7 protein-coding genes are annotated in these 19584 nt (G+C 58.0%); 4 read left to right on the top strand and 3 right to left on the bottom strand.

Annotated elements, in window-relative coordinates; translation table 11 throughout:
* Positions 1-308 precede the first annotated feature (308 nt).
* From DDY07_RS07040 to DDY07_RS07050, 3 genes are read right to left on the bottom strand one after another with little or no spacing between them, the layout of a single operon-like run.
* Entirely contained in the window at positions 309-1778 is a 1470-nt protein-coding gene (locus tag DDY07_RS07040) for an efflux transporter outer membrane subunit (RefSeq protein ID WP_171695343.1), read from the bottom strand.
* Positions 1775-4966 carry an efflux RND transporter permease subunit gene (locus DDY07_RS07045; RefSeq protein ID WP_171695344.1) on the bottom strand — a complete coding sequence of 1064 codons (3192 nt, stop codon included), beginning with the start codon at positions 4964-4966 and terminating at the stop codon, positions 1775-1777. Before DDY07_RS07045 ends, DDY07_RS07040 begins: the two co-directional genes overlap by 4 nt.
* Positions 4967-4969: 3 nt before the next feature.
* Positions 4970-6217, bottom strand: coding sequence for an efflux RND transporter periplasmic adaptor subunit (locus DDY07_RS07050; RefSeq protein ID WP_171695345.1), 1248 nt, complete (start codon positions 6215-6217; stop codon positions 4970-4972).
* Positions 6218-6326: 109 nt separating this feature from the next.
* On the opposite strand from DDY07_RS07050, the gene DDY07_RS07055 reads away from it, so the two are divergent.
* The 4 genes from DDY07_RS07055 to DDY07_RS07070 all read left to right on the top strand — a co-directional run bounded on the left by DDY07_RS07055 (position 6327) and on the right by DDY07_RS07070 (position 19412).
* Positions 6327-6944 (top strand): TetR/AcrR family transcriptional regulator, encoded by a 618-nt coding sequence (locus DDY07_RS07055; protein WP_171695346.1) that lies wholly within the window; start codon positions 6327-6329, stop codon positions 6942-6944.
* Positions 6945-7498: 554 nt separating this feature from the next.
* A complete protein-coding gene (locus DDY07_RS07060; RefSeq protein ID WP_101053101.1) occupies positions 7499-9220 on the top strand; it encodes a ShlB/FhaC/HecB family hemolysin secretion/activation protein in 1722 nt (573 codons plus the stop codon).
* A 47-nt stretch (positions 9221-9267) separates the two neighbouring features.
* Positions 9268-9996: a SapC family protein gene (locus DDY07_RS07065; protein WP_101053099.1), complete on the top strand. Its 729-nt coding sequence runs from the start codon at positions 9268-9270 to the stop codon at positions 9994-9996.
* A gap of 26 nt (positions 9997-10022) precedes the next feature.
* Positions 10023-19412, top strand: a complete 9390-nt coding sequence (locus DDY07_RS07070) for a YDG domain-containing protein (RefSeq protein ID WP_171695347.1) — start codon at positions 10023-10025, stop codon at positions 19410-19412.
* The last annotated feature ends 172 nt before the right edge of the window (positions 19413-19584 follow it).

The raw sequence follows: 19584 nt of genomic DNA on the forward strand, positions 1-19584 counted from the left end.
TCTAAAAGTGATCAATCACTTTATTGTTGGGTTGCTGATGGTTTGCGGGTGGTTTTATGGTTGTCGTGTTGCGGTTGGTGCCTCACCCCAACGATAAACTCAGGGCGAACGGTTTTTGATACGGATCAGCGCTAATTGGCATGCGTAGGTTTGGACAGCGTTACACAAAGTAGCCGGCTAATTGCTTAGTCTCTCGTATTTGGATTGGCTCGGCGGGTGGGGGCGGGATAAAAAAACGCCCCTGCCAACAAACTTGGTAGAGGCGGCGCGACAATCGCTAGAGGGTTAGCTATTGTAATCTTAGAAACCTATTGGATAAGGCTAGTCTCCAGCTTACCCGCTGGGGCGGACGACTCCGCCCAACCGCCGCCCAAAGCCTTGTAAACCGCAGTCAAGGCGGTGGCGGTGGCGGTTTCGCTTTGCGCCAGCTGGCTTTGATCTTGCAACAAGCGAAGTTCGCTATCCAACACGGTCAGAAAATCCGCTATACCTTCCTGATAGCGCAGATGCGCCAGTGCCGCGGCTTTTTCGCTGGCCTGCGCCGCAGCCAGTAACGAGCCGCGGCGGGCGCGTTCTTGCCTGTAGCTGACCAGGGCGTTTTCGGTTTCTTCCAAGGCATTTAGTACGGTTTGTTCATACTGAGCCAGACTCGCTTCGGCACGGGCGTCGGCGGCTTTGATGCGGGCGTAGACCCGGCCTAAATCAAATGCTGCCCAGCTGATTTTCGGGCCAACTGAATAGGTTTCCGAGCCCGGAGCGACCAAGCCGGACAGCGTGCTGGCTTCCAGCGACAGGCTGCCGACGAACGTCACGCGCGGGAACAGGTCGGCCGTGGCTACGCCGATGCGGGCGGTGGCAGCGGCCAAGCTGCGTTCGGCGATACGAATATCCGGCCGGCGACGCAACAATTGTTCCGGGTTGCCGATCTGGATGGCATCTGGGGCTTTCGGTAAGGGTGCTGACTGCACCAAGGTTTTGGTCAAGGCGTCCGGCATTTGCCCAGTCAAAACGCTGAGTCTATGGATGGCTTGCGCTATTGCGCTTTCCAGGCGCGGAATGGTGGCTTTGGTGCTTTCCAATTGCGCCAGCGCTCTGGACGTGTCCAGCTCGGTGCCACGGCCGTTTTCCAGTTTGACTTGGGTCAGTGCCAGGGTTTGGGCCTGGTTGTCGGCATTTTTGCGGGCGACCGCCAACTGGTTTTGCAAGCCGCGCAATTCAAAATAATTTCGGGCCGCTTCGGCAATCAGACTGACGCCGATGTCGCGCAGGCTAGCTTCTTGGGCTTCGACTTCGTCGTTGCTGGCCTCGACATTGCGCCGCACCCGGCCGAAGAAATCGATTTCCCAGGAAGCATCGAAACCGGTGTTGTACAGCTTCAATTCGCGTGGAAAAACCCCGGTGCGATTATTGAATGAGCCGGTACTGCGTTTTTGCTCGGTGTAATTGGCGTGCGAAGTGACGGTCGGTAACAGGTTCAGGCCGGTTTCCAGATACAAAGCGCGCGCTTCCGCCAGATTGGCGCGGGCGACTTTTAGCTCGTAGTTATGGCTGATGGTGTTATCGATCAAGGCGCTCAATTGCGGATCGTTGAACAGCTGCCACCACTGCTCTTCGATGCCGCGATCAGAAAATTCTTGGGCGTTGGCAAAACTGGCGGGTAAATCCGCAGTGGCCGGCAATTCATAATCCGGGCCAACCGCGCAGCCGCCGAGCAGCACGCCGAGCAGGCCGGCAGCACTCAGGGCGTGATGCCGGCGTTTGGAGGGGCGCAGACTCATTTGTGGGCCTCGATTGCAGGTTGATGAGTGGTTAAGTCGGTGGCTGTGGGGCGCAGGCGTTGGGCGATGGCTTGTACCACCACATAAAACACCGGCGTTAATAACAAGCCGAACACCGTCACGCCGATCATGCCGCTGAACACCGCCGTACCCAGCAGACGCCGGGATTCGGCACCGGCACCTTGGGCAATCACCAAAGGAAACACGCCCATGATGAAGGCAAACGAGGTCATCAGAATGGGGCGTAAGCGGATGCGAGAGGCTTCCACGGCAGCTTCGAAGCGGTTAAGGCCGCTTTCCTGGCGCTGCTTGGCAAATTCGACGATCAAAATGGCGTTCTTACTCGCCAGCCCCACCAGGACGATGAAGCCGATTTGCGTGAAGATATTGTTGTCCATATGGCTCAACCAAACCCCGGTCATCGACGACAAAATACACATGGGTACAATCAAAATCACCGCAAACGGCAGCGACCAGCTTTCGTATTGCGCGGCCAAGGCCAGGAAGACGAAGATCACGCTGAGCGGAAACACCAGCATCGCCACATTGCCGGCCAAGACCTGCTGCAAGCTCAGTTCGGTCCATTCGAAATCAAAGCCCGGCGGCAACTCGGCGGACAGCAATTTACTCATGGTGTCGATGGCTTGGCCGGAACTGATGCCGGGTAGGGTGCCGCCGTTAATTTCCGCGGCCGGATACATGTTGTAGCGGGTGATTTTGTCCGGGCCGGCGATTTCTTTCACCTCGCTGACCGCACCCAAAGGCACCATGCCGCCTTGGCGGTTTTTGGTCTTTAATTGGTCAATATCGCCCGGCAACATCCTGAATGGGGCATCGGATTGGGCGGTGACTTGATAGGTGCGGCCAAAGGCGTTGAAGTCGTTGACGTACAAGGAGCCCAGATAAATTTGCAAGGTGTCGAACACGTCTTTCAACGGTACGTCCATCGCCTTCACCCGAGTTCTATCCACGTCCACAAACAATTGCGGCACGCCGGACCTAAATGTGCTGAACAAACCTACCAAACCAGGCTGTTGATTACCCTTGCCCAACATTTCATTGGTGACGCGCTGCAATTCGTCCACGCCGGCGTTGTTTCTGTCCTCAATTTGCAGCTTAAAACCGCCGACCGAACTCATGCCGCGAATCGGCGGCGGCGCGAACACGGCGATGCGGGCGTTGGGAATCACGCTCAGGCGCTGTGTAAGGCTTTTGACGATCTCGTCGGCATGCAATTCGGGGTGACCGGCCCGGTCGGTAAATTCGCCTAAGCGGGCGAACATGGTGGCCACATTGGACTGGTTAGCCCCGCTTAGCACCGACCAACCGGCGTAGGCGTTGACGTGTTGTACGCCTTGCGTATCCAGAATGATCTTGCTGGCTTGTTGTACCACGTCCTGGGTACGAGCGAGCGAAGCGGCGTCGGGCAATTGCGCGTACAACACCAGGTAGCCTTGGTCTTGCTGCGGAATAAAACCGGTCGGTACTTTCTCAAATGCCAGGAAATTCAAGCCGTTCAGGCCGACATACAATGCAAGCACCAAGGCGGTCACGCGGATTAACCGGCTAACCAAGCGCGAATAGCCCAGGCTGAAACGCTCGAAAAACCGGTTAAACGCGCCGAAAAACCAACCGAACAACTTGTCGAATACTTTGGTGAAAGTGTCTTTATTGTCATGAGCGCGATCCAGCAGCAGCGCGCACAAGGCCGGGCTCAGTGTCAACGAGTTAAACGCCGAAATCACGGTGGACACCGCAATGGTCAAGGCAAACTGCTTGTAAAACGCGCCCGATACGCCGGTGATAAAAGCAGTGGGCACGAATACCGCCACCAATACCAATGCCGTGGCAACCACCGGGCCTACTACTTCGGACATCGCCAGGCGCGTGGCGTCGCGAGCATGCAGGCCTTCGGCGATATGCCGTTCGACGTTTTCCACCACAACGATGGCGTCGTCCACCACAATGCCGATAGCCAGCACCAAGCCGAATAGCGACAAGGTGTTTAAGGAAATCCCCAAAGCCGACATCACCGCAAAGGTGCCGATCAACGACACTGGCACCGCCAGCAACGGAATCACCGCCGCCCGCCAGTTTTGCAGGAACACGATCACCACCAAGACCACCAACAGCAAGGCTTCGAACAGGGTCTCGACCACCGCGTCTATCGATTGCTCGACGAAGACCACGGTGTCGTACACCAATTTGTAATCCAAGCCTTCCGGGAAACGGGTCTTCAGCTTTTCCATCGCCGCCATTACCGCGTTTTTGGTGTCGATGGAGTTAGAGCCGGGCAGTTGGAAAATCGCCAGACCGACCGTCTCGTCGCCGTCCAGATACAAGCCGGAATTGTAATCCTTGGCGCCCAGTTCGATGCGCGCCACGTCTTTGAGGCGCGTCACTTGGCCGTTTTCGCCTTGTTTGATGACGATCTCGCCGAATTGCTCGGGGGTGCTGAGGCGGCCCAGGGTGCTGACGGTGTATTGGTATTCCGCGCTGTTCGGTGAGGGTTGTTGACCCACCACCCCGGCCGCCACTTGCACGTTTTGTTCGCGCACCGCATTCACTACCTCGGCGGCGGTCAGGTTGCGGGCGGCGATGGTTTGCGGATTCAGCCACAGGCGCATGCTGTAGTCGCGGGCGCCGAATAGCAGAATATCGCCCACGCCGGGCAAACGCGCCAAGGTGTCGCGGATTTGCAGCAGCGCGTAGTTACTCATATAAACGCTGTCGTAGCGTTTATCCGGGGATACCAGATTAACCACTAGGCTTAAATCCGGGCTGCGCTTTTTCACGCTCAAACCTTGGCGGCGCACTTCTTCCGGCAACTTAGGTTCGGCCAGCGCCACCCGGTTTTGCACCAACACCTGGGCTTTATCCAGATTGGCGCCGGGTTTGAAGGTGACGGTCAAAGACATCGCGCCGCTATTGGTGGACTGCGACGACATATACAACATGTCTTCCACGCCGTTCACTTCCTGCTCGATTGGTGTGGCCACCGTTTCCGCGACGACTTTGGCATTGGCGCCGGGATAGTTGGTGCTAACCACGACCGTGGGCGGAGCGATTTCCGGGTATTGGGCAATCGGCAGGCCGATCAGCGCCAAACCGCCGACCAACAGGATGACAATCGACAACACCGCCGCGAAAATCGGCCGGTCGATAAAAAAATGACTGAATTTATCCATGGCTTATTGCGCTCCCGGCGCGGCCAAATCGATGCGTTCCGGATTGACTTTGGCGCCGGGTTTGAGCTTTTGCACGCCTTCTACTACCACCCAATCACCAGCTTGCAAGCCGCTGCGGATCACCCGCAACTCGCCGATGCGTGAGCCGGGGGTAATTTGCCGATATTCGGCTTGGTTGTCTTGATTGATGACCCAGACAAACTGCTGCGCCTGATCGGTGGCGACGGCGCGGTCGGGCAGTAACAGGGCAGGGTAGGATGCCGAGGCCTGCACCCGTAAGCGCGCAAAAAAGCCTGGGCTGAGCAATTCGTCCGGATTGGCGAACACGCCGCGCAAGCTCAGGGTGCCGGTGGCGGCATCCTCGCGCGGGGCGATGTAATCCAGTTTGCCTTGATGCGGAAAATCGGTTTCGTCGGCCACCGCCAGTTGCACCGGCGTACCTTTCAAATCGGCGGCGCCTTGGCCGTGTTGCTGGGCATGCCGCCGATAACGTAACACCGATTGTTCGTCGGCATCTACATACACGTAAATCGGATCAGTGGACACAATATTGGTCAGCACGGTGTCGTCGGCTTTGACCAAATTGCCGGCGGTGATCATCTCGCGGCCGACCCGCCCGCTGATGGGCGCGCGGATTTCGGTGTATTCCAGGTTTAATTTTGCGGTGTAGACGTTGGCTTCCGCCGATTCGACCGCCGCCGCTGCTTCGCGCAAGCCTTTGGTGCGCATGTCGTATTCTTCCGCGGAAATGGCTTTGGCTTTGAACAGGTTTTCGGCGCGGGTCAAATCGTTTTTCGCCAGCTCGCGTTTGGTTTTAGCGCGCTCCAGTTCGGCTTGTGCGTAATTAAGCTGGGCTTTTAGCGGTTTAGGGTCTATTTGAAACAGCAAGTCGCCTTTTTTGACCTTGGCGCCGGCAGTGAAATTAACGGTGTCCAAATAACCGCCAACCCGGGCGCGGATGTCCACCGAGTTGATGGCTTCGATCCGGCCGGTGTATTCGTCCAATTCCGTCGTTTCGCGGTTTAAGGGCTGCGCGATTTTTACGTTGGGCGGCGGTGGCGCGGCTGTTGCGCCGGCAGGGGCTCCGGCATCGCCACAGCCAGCCAAAGTCAGTTGCAGGGCGATGCCGACCACGCCGAGCTTTACCACATGTCGCAGTGCTTGGCGATGGGTTTGCCCTGCAAAATCAGCCGCTACCGGCGATGAAGGGGTCTGTTGGTCTGCAAGCGTCATGCGCGGGTTTTTTGCCATTGCCGTGTACTGCCTTAGTCGTGGTTTAACTAAAAATGGTAATATCTATTACCGTTTAGTCTAGGTTATCATCTTTATCCAAGTCAATTCATTTCGCGAATCACACAGCATGGTTAAATGTGGACGTCCCTGTAAGGGCGATGAACAGCAAAGTCGGGATCGATTACTCGATGCAGCCTTACAGCTTTTTCTTGAAAATGGTTACGGAAACCTGAGTATGGAAACCATCGCCCGCGATGCGCGGGTATCGCTGCGGACGATCTATAGCCAATTCGGCGGCAAAGCCGGCTTGTTCGGCGCGTTGATCCGGCGTTGCAGTGATCAATTTATCGGTAGCCTGTCCGACGATTGCGCATTGGAAGAGGCGTTGACCAATTTTGCCCGGCAGTTTTTGTATCGGATTACCCGTCCGGATGTATTGCGGATGCGGGCGATATTGATCGGCGAATCACCTCGTTTCCCTGATCTGGCGACACAATTTTACGAGCAAGGACCGCGCCGGACGCTGGGATTGTTAGCGCAGTTTTTTATCCGCCAGCAACAGGCCGGCTTAATGATAGATTTGGACCCGTATTTCCTTGCCGACCAATTCATCAGTGCGGTGCGTGGCGAACGCTTACAGCGCTTACAACTGGGTTTGGAGCCGACGCCCGACGAAGCGGAGATAGACGTTTGGGTGCGTCAGTCTGTCAGCTTGTTTTTGCACGGGTGTCTGGTAACCCGTTAAGGCATTTCATGTGTCGGGCCGGCGGCATCCGTCAGACCTCGCAGTTAATCCATTCCGGTAACGGGGTTCCGGATTTCGCGGCGGTGACGATCATCAAGGTCCGGTTGTAGTGGGCAACTTTTTTCGGACACCGAGATAGGTCGTTGGGCTGCTATTTTCATTTCCTAGCAACAGGGCGGCAGGTAAGCCCATGGCTAATGACAAGCGCCGCATATTCGAGAAGTTGACAATATAGTCGGTCACAGCGCGAAAAGCCGCGGTTTGCTCAAACTAGAAACCTAATTAACGCGCTTGAATTAAAGCTAGGCAAATTTTTGCGTTCGACTCATTTTAAATCGACTATGTTATTTCCATACCGTTCTTGTGGTCTGTCGGAAACTATCCTTTGCGGCAACTGAACTGAACGGTTATGATCGGGCCGCTATTTTGTCTGAGCACGCTAATCCGCATCGAGTAACCGCCAGACGGGCCGCGTTAGTCATAACTGACCTAGCGGCCTTAAGACAAAAAGCGGACAGGCGACCATTTCCATTCATGTCAGCAATTGGAATCGTATGCAACCGACCTTTCGAAATCGCAAACTCATCCATATTCGGCTTAGCGCCGCTGCCTTAGTTTTCCTAATCGGTTGTCCGGCTCCCGGTCAAGCGGCTGAAGTGGTTCCCGAGGCGGGGTCGATTCTACGAAATATCAAACCCGAACCGATTTTGCCGGGTGATTCGAACGTCCCGTTCGAAATCACGGAGCAACCGGCGCCTGCCGGTGAAGGCGACATCCGTATTCAAGTTAAGGGATGGAAAATCAGCGGCGCCGAGTTGATCGGCGAAGCCGAACTACAGGCGTTTCTGAAAGACCACATCGGCAAGGACTTAAGCTTGGCCGAACTGCGCAAGATCACTCGCGATATAGCAGAGTATTACCAGCAACGTGGCTTTTTTGCCCGCGCGGTATTGCCCGCTCAGCAAATTCGCGACGGCATCGTCGAAATCCTGATCCGCGAAGCGAAATTAGGCAAAGTCGAGGTCGACGATCCGGCCGCCGTCTACCGAAACGATATTCCCCGACAAACCATGTTGGCGGCTCAGCCCGCAGGGGAGGCTTTGCGATTGGCCGATATGCAACGCGGCATCCTGCTGTTGAACGATCTGACCGGCGGCACGGTTTCTTCCACTCTGAAGGCCGGCGCTAGAGCCGGCGAATCCGACCTGCTGCTGAAAATCGATCCCAGCAACTTAATCAGCGGCTCCTTGGATTACAGCAATACCGGCGTGCGCTCAGTTGGCATGAACCAATTCGGCGGATCGCTAAACCTGAATAATCCGTTGCGCCTCGGCGATCTGGCCTCGTTACGGGTTCAAGGCGGCAGCGGTAACGTTTACGGCAGAATTGCCTATTCGTTGCCGGTAGGCTACTCCGGGCTGCGGATTGGTCTCGCCGCGTCCGCGCTGGACTACACCCTGGGTGAACCCTTTCAGTCGTTGGACGCTCAAGGTTCGGCCTGGACCGGCGGTACCTTCGCCACCTATCCCTTGCTTCGCGGGGTGAGCACGAATCTTTACGTGGCCAGCGGTTTCGACGATCGCCACTATTACAACACCAGCCTCGGGAGCGTGGTCAGCGATAAAGAGGTACAAAGCGGCTACATAGGTCTGAGCGGCGATCATCAGGACGACTTGCTGGGCGGCGCGGTCACGCTATTCGGCGCAACAATGGTGGCGGGCAACCTGGATTTGTCGGGAAGCTTGGCCGACCAGACTCAAAACCGGGCCACGGCCCGCGCCGGCGGCGCCTATCAAAAGTTCTCGCTTAACGCCTCCCGTCTACAAAGCCTGACCGACAAATTGCGCTTCTATGCCGGCGTCAGTGGACAACTGGCCACCAAAAATCTGGATTCTTCCGAAAAATTCAGTCTGGGCGGGCCTTTCGGCATCAGAGCTTATCCAGTCAACGAAGCCCTGGGCGACGAAGGCTATCTGATGAATTTCGAACTACGCTACGAGGTTTATGAGCATGTCGAGTTGGTCGGCTTCATCGATCACGGCGGCATCACGCTGCACAACGACCTCTGGCCGAATGCCACCGAAGGCGGGCCTAACCATTACACGCTCAGCGGCGGCGGCTTTGGAATCAACTGGGTGGTACCCGGTAATTTCGTCATCCGCGGCAGCGTTGCCCAACGCATAGGCGCCAACCCAGCCCGTTCGGCAGACGGCAACGATTCGGACGGCACTTACAAAACGCCTCATTTTTGGGTCAGCCTGAGCAAAGCGTTTTAAAAGTCTTTTGACGCCATTTTTCCACCCACTCAACCGGCGATACCACTGTGGATAACCAATTGCTGTTTTATAAACGCATCGTCAGTTTGAACCCAGCCGCTCACGGCCGGTTGCATATTGCGCCATCCGAAGACGTCGGTTACGCGCGCGTTAGTAACTCGGTGCCGCTGATTGGTCCCGAATTCAGCGAAGCCGGCAAGGAATACCCGATCGCCTTCGCCAAAGCCGGCGACGGCCACTTCGTTCCGGTGGTAGTGCTGGGCTTGAACGACGGCGAAAACCTGTTCGTCAACGCTGCTGGCCGTTGGACCGGACATTACATACCAGCCTTCGTCCGCCGATACCCGTTCGTACCTGCCGAACAGGCCGAAGACAAGCAATTGGTCGTCTGTTTTGACGACACTTGCCCGCGTTTTAACGAAACGGCCGGCGAGCCTTTGCTGGTGGACGGCGCACCGTCAGCTTACCTGCAACAAATCATCGCCTTTTTGCGGGAGTTCCACGCCGAATCGCAGCGGACTGCGCAATTTGCCGCTACCTTGCACGAATTGGACCTCTTAACCGAACGCCGGGCCGATGCAGTATCACCGAGCGGCGAGCGTTACTCCTTATCCGGCCTTTGGATCGTGGACGAGGCGCGCTTCCAAAAAATCGGCGGCGATGCGTTGGACAGCCTGTTCCAAGCCGGCTGGTTAGGATTGATCTATCTGCACTTGGCGTCGTTGAGCAATTTTGCCCGCCTATTGGAGCGTAAAGCCGCCGTAAGCACCGAATAACCGCACTGATTCGAGAGGACAGTCTTATGACCAGATATGCCTACCAAAGTCGCACGCCGCACTTCAACCGTCATCCGCTGGTGCTGGCGATACAAATCGCCTTGGCCGGTGCTTGGCAGCCGGCCTTGGCCGAATTGGCCGGCAATGCGCTGCCTAATGGCGGCCAGGTGACGTCGGGACAGGCACAAATCCACCAAGATGGCGCACGGATGGATGTCGCACAAGGCAGTGATAAAGCTATCATCAACTGGCAGAGCTACAACATCGGCGCCAGTGCCCATGTGGATTATCAACAGCCTAACGCCAGCGCGATCGCGCTGAACCGCGTGACATCCGGCGAAGCATCGGTCATTGCCGGCCGATTGACCGCTAACGGTCAAGTGTTTCTGGTGAACCCCAACGGCGTGCTGTTTGCCAAGGGCGCCCAAGTCGATGTCGGCGCGATGGCGGCGTCGACGATGAACATCAGCGATGCCGATTTCCGTGCCGGCAACTACCATTTCAAGCGCGAGGGCAGCGACGCCGGCGTCGTCAATCAGGGCGACATCCGTGCCAAGGACGGCGGATACGTGGCGTTGCTGGCCCCCAGCGTCAGCAACGAAGGTCTGGTCCAGGCCCGTTTGGGCACGGTGGCGCTAGCCGGCGGCGATGGCGTAAAACTGGAATTGGACGAAGGTAAACTGGTCAATGTTCAGGTCGATCCAGCCACCGTCAATATACTGATCGAGAACAAACAGCTGATCCGCGCCGATGGCGGCCGGGTGATCATGACGGCTAGCGCCGCCGACCAATTGCGCGGCGCCGCGATTAACAACAGCGGCGTAGTTGAGGCCAAATCCCTGGTCAATCGCGGCGGTTCGATAGAACTGATCGGCGACGAGGTCAGCAACAGCGGCACACTGGACGTATCCGCCGCCGAGAATACCCAAGGCGGCAATGTCGTCGAGCGCGGCCGGTTGGTCGTCGATACCGGCGCCATCCGCGCCGACGGTGATAGCGGCGGGGATATTCACCTGACCGGCGACCGCGTACTGCAAACCGGAACGCTCAGTGCCGAAGGTACCGTCTCCGACGGCGGCCGAATTACGATTGCCGCCGACAGTCGAGTCATCCAGACCGCATCCGCCAAGCTGTCCACAAAGGGAAGCCAAAACGGCGGCGACATCGCCGTGACCACGGGTGGCCAAGGTGGCGTGTTCAGTTCCGCCACCATCGATGCTAGCGGCATTTCTGGACGCGGTGGCAAGATCACCGTCACCGGCGGCAAAGACGTTACGTTGGCCGCTGCGACGATCACCGCCAACGGTGCCAAAGGCGGCGGCAAGATCAGCATTGGCGGCGGCTTTCATGGCAAGGACGCGGCAGTTCGCAATGCCACGATAACGCGAATCAATCCCTTCACCCAACTGCAAGCCGACGCAACTGAAAAGGGCGATGGCGGTGACGTCGTGGTTTGGTCGGATCAGAAAACCGATTTTTATGGCACGATCTCCGCCAAGGGCGGTTCGGCGGGCGGCGACGGCGGCACCGTTGAAGTCTCGTCTCACGACGCCCTACTGTTTGGCGGAACGGTTACCACCTTGGCCAGTCAGGGCCGCAACGGCAGTCTATTACTCGATCCGCGCAACATCACCATCGACAGCAGCGGCCAGTACCCGCAATTCGATTTCGAAGACCCCAATCCGACCAACACACTGGGCGTCACATCCGGCTTCGGCACCGGCACTTCGGTCCTGTGGAGCACCAACGTGGCTGTGACGAATCCCTATGACGACTTCGGCGGCCAGGATGCCGGCGCGGTTTATTTGTACAACGGCTGGTCCGGGGCGCTGATCGCGACGGTCACCGGTAGCCACGCCGATGATCGCCTGGGCAGTGGTGGGATCACCCAGCTGGTTAGCCAAAATACCAATACCAACGTCAACGTCTCGTTCAATTCGCTAGGCAACTTTTTGATTTCCAGTCCGCATTGGGATGGTGGCAAGGGGGCGGTGACCTGGTCCAGCGGTACCGCCGGCTTGAGCGGCACCGTATCGTCAGCCAACAGTTTGGTCGGCAGCTCGGCAAGCGATGCGGTGGGCAGCGGCAGTATCGTGTTGGTCGATAATTATTACGGCGCAACCGGTCACACTTGGAGCAACGACAACGGCTATTTGAAATATCTGGTCCTAAACCCGCAATGGAATGCCAGTACCGGTGCGGTCACGATGGGCAGTGCTTTGAGCGGAATATCCGGTGTCATTTCATCTTCCAACAGCTTGGTAGGTGGTGCTGCTGGAGACCAAGTCGGCAGTAGTGGGATCACGCAATTTGTCACCGAGTTTCACGATTACAACAGTAGCGGCGCGTTGATTACCGGCACCGAGTATTACCGAAATTTTTTCGTGATCGCCAGTCCGCATTGGCAGAACGGTGCCAGCGCCGACGCCGGTGCGGTCACTTGGGCCAGCGGCTTGGCCGCATTGACCGGCACCGTTTCTTCGTCGAACAGCCTGGTCGGTGGCAATGCCAACGACCGGATCGGTAGCGGCGACATCAAAGCGCTTTATTACTCCAGCAGTACCAACTATACCAGTCAACCCGGCGACACCCCGCCGCACGGCCACGTTAACACTTACCGTACCGACGCGGCGTATGTGGTCGCCAGCCCGCATTGGGACGGCGACAAAGGTTCAGTCACCTGGCTCAATGCCGCCACCGGTTACGCGTCCGGCGGCGCGACTGCCGGTTTCGCGGTATCGTCCGCCAACAGTCTGGTCGGCGCGACCGCCGGCGATCTGGTCGGCAGCGGCGGCATCCAGTTACTCAGCCACTACACCAGCCGCAGCCCCGATACCGGCTATACTTCAACTCATCCGTATTACTTGATACTCAGTCCCCATTTCAACAATGGCGGCTCAACCGCCGACGCCGGCGCGATTACCTGGGGCGACGGCCGCACCATCACCTACGGCACCGTCACGACGACGGACTTATTCGGAAACACGCTAACGAATATTCCGACCGAAACCAGCACCAACAACGGCGGCGTATCCGGTGTCATCGGCAGCGGCAACAGCTTGGTCGGCAGCCATGCCGGAGACCAGGTTGGTAGCGGCGGCGCCAGTTACCTAGGGCAAGATCCGGGTTACATGGTACTTAGTCCGCTATGGAATGGCAGCGCCGGTGCGGTGACCTTTTGGAACGCCACAGCCACCAAGACCGGCACCTTGGGCTCGGCCAACAGTCTGGTCGGTACGACCGCCAACGATCATGTCGGAGGGGGCGGAATCTTGTTGAAAGACGGTTATTATCTGGTGTTGAGCCCTGATTGGGACAACGGCGGAGCCACCGATGCCGGGGCGGTCACCTGGGGCAGCAAAACGAGCGGCGTCAGCGGCGCGGTCGGCGCGGGAAACAGCCTGGTCGGCAGTACCGCCAACGACGGTGTCGGCAGCGATGCGAATAATATTATCGACGTGGGCGTGGCCGATTACGTGGTCCTAACCCCCACCTGGGATAACGGCGGTAATGCCGATGCCGGCGCCGCCAGTTGGGGTAGTTTCGGCAGCGGCGTCAGTGGCGCTATCAGTAGCAGCAACAGCTTAATTGGAAGTCATACCAACGACCGAGTAGGTAGCGGCGGCGTAGTAACAGCCTTTAATGGTGTAGATACCGCAAATAACTGGACTTACACCTATTTTTACGGCGTGATCAGCCCGCATTGGGACAGTGATCGCGGAGCTGTCACATTCGGCGCCGAAGCCAGCGGTATCCAAGGAACCGTTGGCTCTGGTAACAGCCTCGTCGGCGACACCGCAGCTGATCAGGTTGGCAGCGGCGGTGTCAAAGCCGGGCAATATACCGAATTGACTTACAACGGAAGCACTTGGTCAGGCACCCGCACTGCTTATTATTTGGTTATTAGCCCCAATTGGAGCGACGGCGGCAACGCGAACGTTGGGGCCGTTACCAAAACCGCGGCGGCCACAGGCATAACCGGAAGTATTAGCTCGGCAAACAGCTTGATCGGCGGTACCGCAGGCGATCAAATCGGCAGCGGCGGCGTCACGCTGTTGCCGTACGACTGGACCACGGGTAGCGGAGTAGGTCAGAAACAGTACCATCTGGATTATTACTCGATTGCGAGTCCTTATTGGGACAACGGCGCGACGGCCGATGCCGGCGCGGTGACTTGGGGCAGCGTCACCACGACGGCCGGCGCGGCGTCGCCGTTGACCGGCAATGCCAGCGCGGCCAACAGTTTGGTCGGTACTTACGCCAACGACCGCGTCGGCAGTGGCGGCGTGGTCGCACTGCCGGCGGAATATAACAACGCGACGCGGGTGGGCTATGTTGTGATCAGCCCGAACTGGGGTAACGGCACCGACACGCAGTTGGGTGCGGTGACATGGGGCAGCCGCCTGACCGGCGCTTTAGGGGCGGTGAGCAGCAGCAACAGCCTGATAGGCGCCACGTCCGGCGATCAGGTCGGCAGCGGCGGCGTCACGGTTTTGACGAACGGTTACGATCCTATCAACGGCGTCTCGAGTTACAACTATCTGGTGCTAAGTCCGCACTGGCATAGTGGCGCCAACGCCGATGCCGGCGCGGTGACCTGGGTCGCGGAAAAAACCGGCTTCGCTTACGGCGAGAGCAGCCAAGGTGCGGTGGTCGGAATCGGTAACAGCTTAGTCGGCAGCCAGGCTGGCGACCAGGTCGGTAGCGACGGGGTCATCGATTTGGGCGTGTCTTATTTGGTCGGTAGCCGGCACTGGCATAACGGTTCCGCGGCGGATGCCGGCGCGCTATCCTGGGCGCGCGCCAGTATCGGCGGAGCCGGCGCGGTGTCGGCCAGCAATAGCTTGATCGGTAGTTACAGCAATCAGGACGTCGGCCTGAACCAAGTTAGATTAACCGTTAACTACAATACCTACTATTACGACTATCTGGTCATCGATACCGATTGGCGCAACGGCGGATTGGCGAACGCCGGCGCCGTGACCTACGGCGATGCCTTCTACGGTATTTTCGGCGAGGTTTCGGACGCGAACAGCGTTGTCGGCACCACGGCGAACAGCGGCATCAGCTTCGATACCGGCGGCCCTTGGGTGGATTACTATCAATATGCCGGCACCAACTATTTCAGCCTGCTGCCAGGCTTTGCTTATGACCACGGCGATACCTTCGTGGTCAGCTTCGCCAACGAAAATAGCGGCCGGGTAACCTCGGGTGCTACCGATCCGAGTCGCATTACTTATGGTATGGCGGTCGGCAAGGACATGACCATAGCCCCGGACGTTTTGACCAATCTACTCGGCTGGGGTACCAACGTCACGCTACAAGCCAGCAACGACATCACTGTTAACAGCGCGCTCAATGTCGCCGGGCTTTTCAGTTCGTCAGCGACCCTGAAATTGGAGGCGGGACGCAGCATTTACGTCAATGCCGACGTCACCACCGACGGCGGCAACCTAGTGCTGCACGCCAACGATTTGGCGGCCAACGGCGTTGTCGACGCTGATCGCGCGGCCGGGAATGCCGTTATCGAAGTTGCCAACGGTGTCACGATAGATGCGGGCGCCGGTTCGGTCACCATGGAGTTACGCGACGGCACCGGCAACACCGAGGACGACAGCGGCAACATCACCCTGGCGGGACAAATCCTGGCCGATACCATCAGCATTATCCATCGCGGCACCGGCGGCGCGAGCGGCAGCAAGAATATCGTTTTGAACAGCGGCGCGAGCTTGACCGCCAGCGGCAGCGGGGATGCGCTGGTTTTGGCGGCCGCCAGCGGCGGCGAATTGATCAACAATGTCGGCAATGGTGTACTGTCCGCCGCCAACGGACGGTGGCTAGTGTATATGCACAGTCCATCCGGCTCGACCGAGGGCGGCCTGACCGGGGCGGCGGGTTCGGCGCTCCCCAGACTATACAACAAAACTTACGATGGCAACGCGCCGGCAACAATCGTCGCGGGCAATCACCTGATCTATGACTACCAGCCTAGCCTGAGCGTCGACGTCGGCAACATCAGCAAAACCTACGGCGACGCCGATCCGAGCGCGAGCAGCGCGTTTTCGGGTTACGTCAACGACGACGGCGTGACGGACTCCGCCACCGTTGCGGGTTTAAGTGGCACGCCCAGTTTTAGCATCGTCGGCGGCACCGCCGGCACTGCCCGCGCGGTCGGCAGCTATACCGTCAACGGCGCGGTCGGTTCGGCCGCCATCAGTGGCGGGGCCGGTTATTCGACGACGATAGGCACCGGCGGCGCCAGCGGAACCTTAACGGTCAACAAAAAAACGCTGACCGTGACCGCCAGTGACGACAGCCGCGCCTACAACGGCTTGGGCTATAGCGGTGGTCATGGCGTCAATATTACCGGCTTCGTTAACAGCGAAACATCAAGCGTATTGGGCGGCAGCGTCAGTTACGGCGGCACCTCGCAAGGCGCCACCAATGCGGGTAGCTACACCTTCACCGCGAGCGGCTATACCGCGAGTAACTACGATTTCAGCTACGTCAACGGCACTTTGACCATCACACCTTATGTCGTCAGCCTGACCGGCAACCGGGCCTATAACGGTTCGAGCAACGTGGCGGCGGGCATTTTCTCCACCGGCAGCTTGGTTGGCAGCGAAACCCTGAGTGTGAGCGGCACCGGCACGGTCGCCGATAAAAACGTCGGCACCGGCAAAGCGGTGACCTTGGGGACTTTGGCCCTGGCCGACGGCAGCAACGGCGGTTTGGCTAGCAACTACACGCTGACGGGCGGCACGCATACCGCCGATATTTCAGCGGCCGGCTTGACCGTCAGCACCAGCGACGTCAGCAAGGCATACGACGGCGGCACCAGTGCGGCCGGTACTGCCACGCTGACCGGCGGTACGCTGTACGGCAGCGATAGTCTGAGCGGTGGGACATTCGCTTTCACCGACAAAAACGTCGGCAGCGGCAATAAAACGGTGAGCGTCAGCGGCGTGACGGTGAGCGACGGCAACAGCGGTGCCAACTATTCGATCAGTTACGCCAATAACACCAGCAGCACCATCACGCCGTTCGTGGTCAGCCTGACCGGCAACCGGGCCTATAACGGTTCGAGCAACGTGGCGGCGGGCATTTTCTCCACCGGCAGCTTGGTTGGCAGCGAAACCCTGAGTGTGAGCGGCACCGGCACGGTCGCCGATAAAAACGTCGGCACCGGCAAAGCGGTGACCTTGGGGACTTTGGCCCTGGCCGACGGCAGCAACGGCGGTTTGGCCAGCAACTACACGCTGACGGGCGGCACGCATGCTGCCGATATTACGGCCTACGTCGTCGACCTGACCGGCAGTCGCACTTACGACGGCACCACCGCCATCACTGCCGCTAGTTTGGCGACCTCTACCCTGGTCGGTAGCGAAACCCTGGGCCTGAGCGGTGCCGGAACGGTCGCCGATAAAAATGTCGGCACCGGTAAAACGCTTTCGCTAGGCTCTTTGGCCTTGAATGATGGCGGCAACGGCGGTCTGGCCAGCAATTACACCTTGGTTGGCGGTACGCTTAGTGCCGATATTACGGCTTACACAGTCAGTTTGACAGGCAATCGCAGCTACGACGGCAGTGCCGATGTGGCTGACAATATTTTTGCCATGAGTGCGCTGCTTGGAACCGAAACCTTGAACCTAAGCGGTACCGGTACGGTAGCGGATAAACACGTAGGGGTCGGTAAATCCGTGACGCTGGGCAGCCTAGCGCTGGCCGACGGCAGCAACGGCGGTTTGGCTAGCAATTACACGCTGACGGGCGGCACACATAACGCGACCCTCACTACGGCAAGTTTGACCGTCAGCACTGGAAACGTCAGTAAAACCTACGATGGCAATACGTCGGTGATAGGCGCCGCCATGGTCTCAAGCGGCACACTCTATGGTAGCGACAGCCTGATTGGCGGCACGTTTGCCTTCACCGATAAAAATGTCGGTATCGGCACTAAGACCGTCACGGTTGCCGGGGTCACCGTGAACGATGGCAATGCCGGCAATAATTATTCGGTGTCCTATCTGAACAACACAACCAGCACTATCAGCCCGTTTGTTGTGAACCTGAGTGGCGGCAGGAGCTATGACGGCACCACAGCCGTCGCCGCCACGGATTTGCACATCGGAAGTCTGGTCGGTAGCGAGACTTTAACCCTATCAGGTGCGGGCTCCATCGCTGATAAAAACGTTGGCATCGGCAAAAGCGTGAGCTTAGGCTCTTTGACCTTGGCCGACGGCAGCAACGGCGGCTTGGCCAGCAATTACACCTTGATAGGAGGAGATCTTAGAGCGGACATCAGCCAAGCCAATTTGGTTTTGACCACCAGCGACATCATCAAAACGTACGACGGCACCACGTCCGCCTCGGGCACGCCAATCGTCAAAGCCGGCAGCGCTAGCCAACTGTTCGGCTCGGACAGTTTATCCGGCGGTGTGTACACGTTCATTGATAAGAATGCCAGCGGCGGTAGCACTGTGAGAGTTAGCGGTATTAGCGTTTCCGACGGCAATGGTGGCAACAACTACGCAATCAGTTACAGCGATAACACGACCAGCACAATTTTGCCTTACGTCATCCATTTAACCGGTTCGAGGGCGTTCGACGGCAGTAACCTTGTGAATGCTAATGTATTCAATTTAGGCACTTTGGTTGGCAATGAAACTCTGCTGCTGAGCGGGGCTGGCCAAATGTTAGATAGTAGCGCCGGTATCGATAAACCGGTCGATCTTGGAACCTTGGCCTTGAGCGACGGCGGAAATGGCGGCTTGGCCGGCAATTACACGCTAGCCGGCGGCAATCCAGTGGTCACCATCCTACAAAGCTCCGCCGGCAATACGCCAACCGATACCGTCGACGCCGGTACCGTAGTACCGGACAGCGGCGGAAACGGCGGCGTGGGCAACAACGGTTCCAACAGCGGCGCCAAAACCGGCGGCTTGGCGCTTTCTGCGTTACGCGGTGCCGATAGCAACCGGACCGTACAATTTAATATCGCCGACTCGGGGATCAATGGTGGTGGTAGTAGCGCCACCGGCTTGACGACGGGTGGTACCGGGCCGACGCAATCAGGCAATACCGTGCATTTATTGGCGTCCCAAACCTTGGTGGCGGGAGGGCAGATGCAGATCGTTGCCAACGTTGAGGTTAATGATTATTCAAGTGGCTTCAGTTTTGCGCTGCCTGCCGGAGCACTGCCTGCAACGGCCGGAGACAGCACGGTCTCGGCGAAAATGGGTAACGGCGAGCCGTTACCGGCTTGGCTGAGTTTTAATAGTCAGTCGTTAAGCTTCAGTACCGACAGCGCCGGTGCGGCGCAGTTACCGCTGCAAGTCGTAATCACTCAGACCAGCGCGAGCGGCCAACAAAAATCGATTGTGGTGACTATCGAAAAACAAGACCAAGCAATCTGAATCTGCGGCGATAAAAGCTGATCGACCGGGCGAACCTTTGCTCGGTTTAACTGCGTCGGCTTCGCGATGCACTTACCTTTTCGCTCCTTTCGGCAGTTGCCGGCAGCAGGCTAAATGAAGTTTCCCCGGATCAATTCGGGGTTTATTCCCGATGAACGCTGGCGGTGCGCCC

This window comes from Methylomonas sp. ZR1 (genome assembly GCF_013141865.1).
GTDB lineage: Bacteria > Pseudomonadota > Gammaproteobacteria > Methylococcales > Methylomonadaceae > Methylomonas.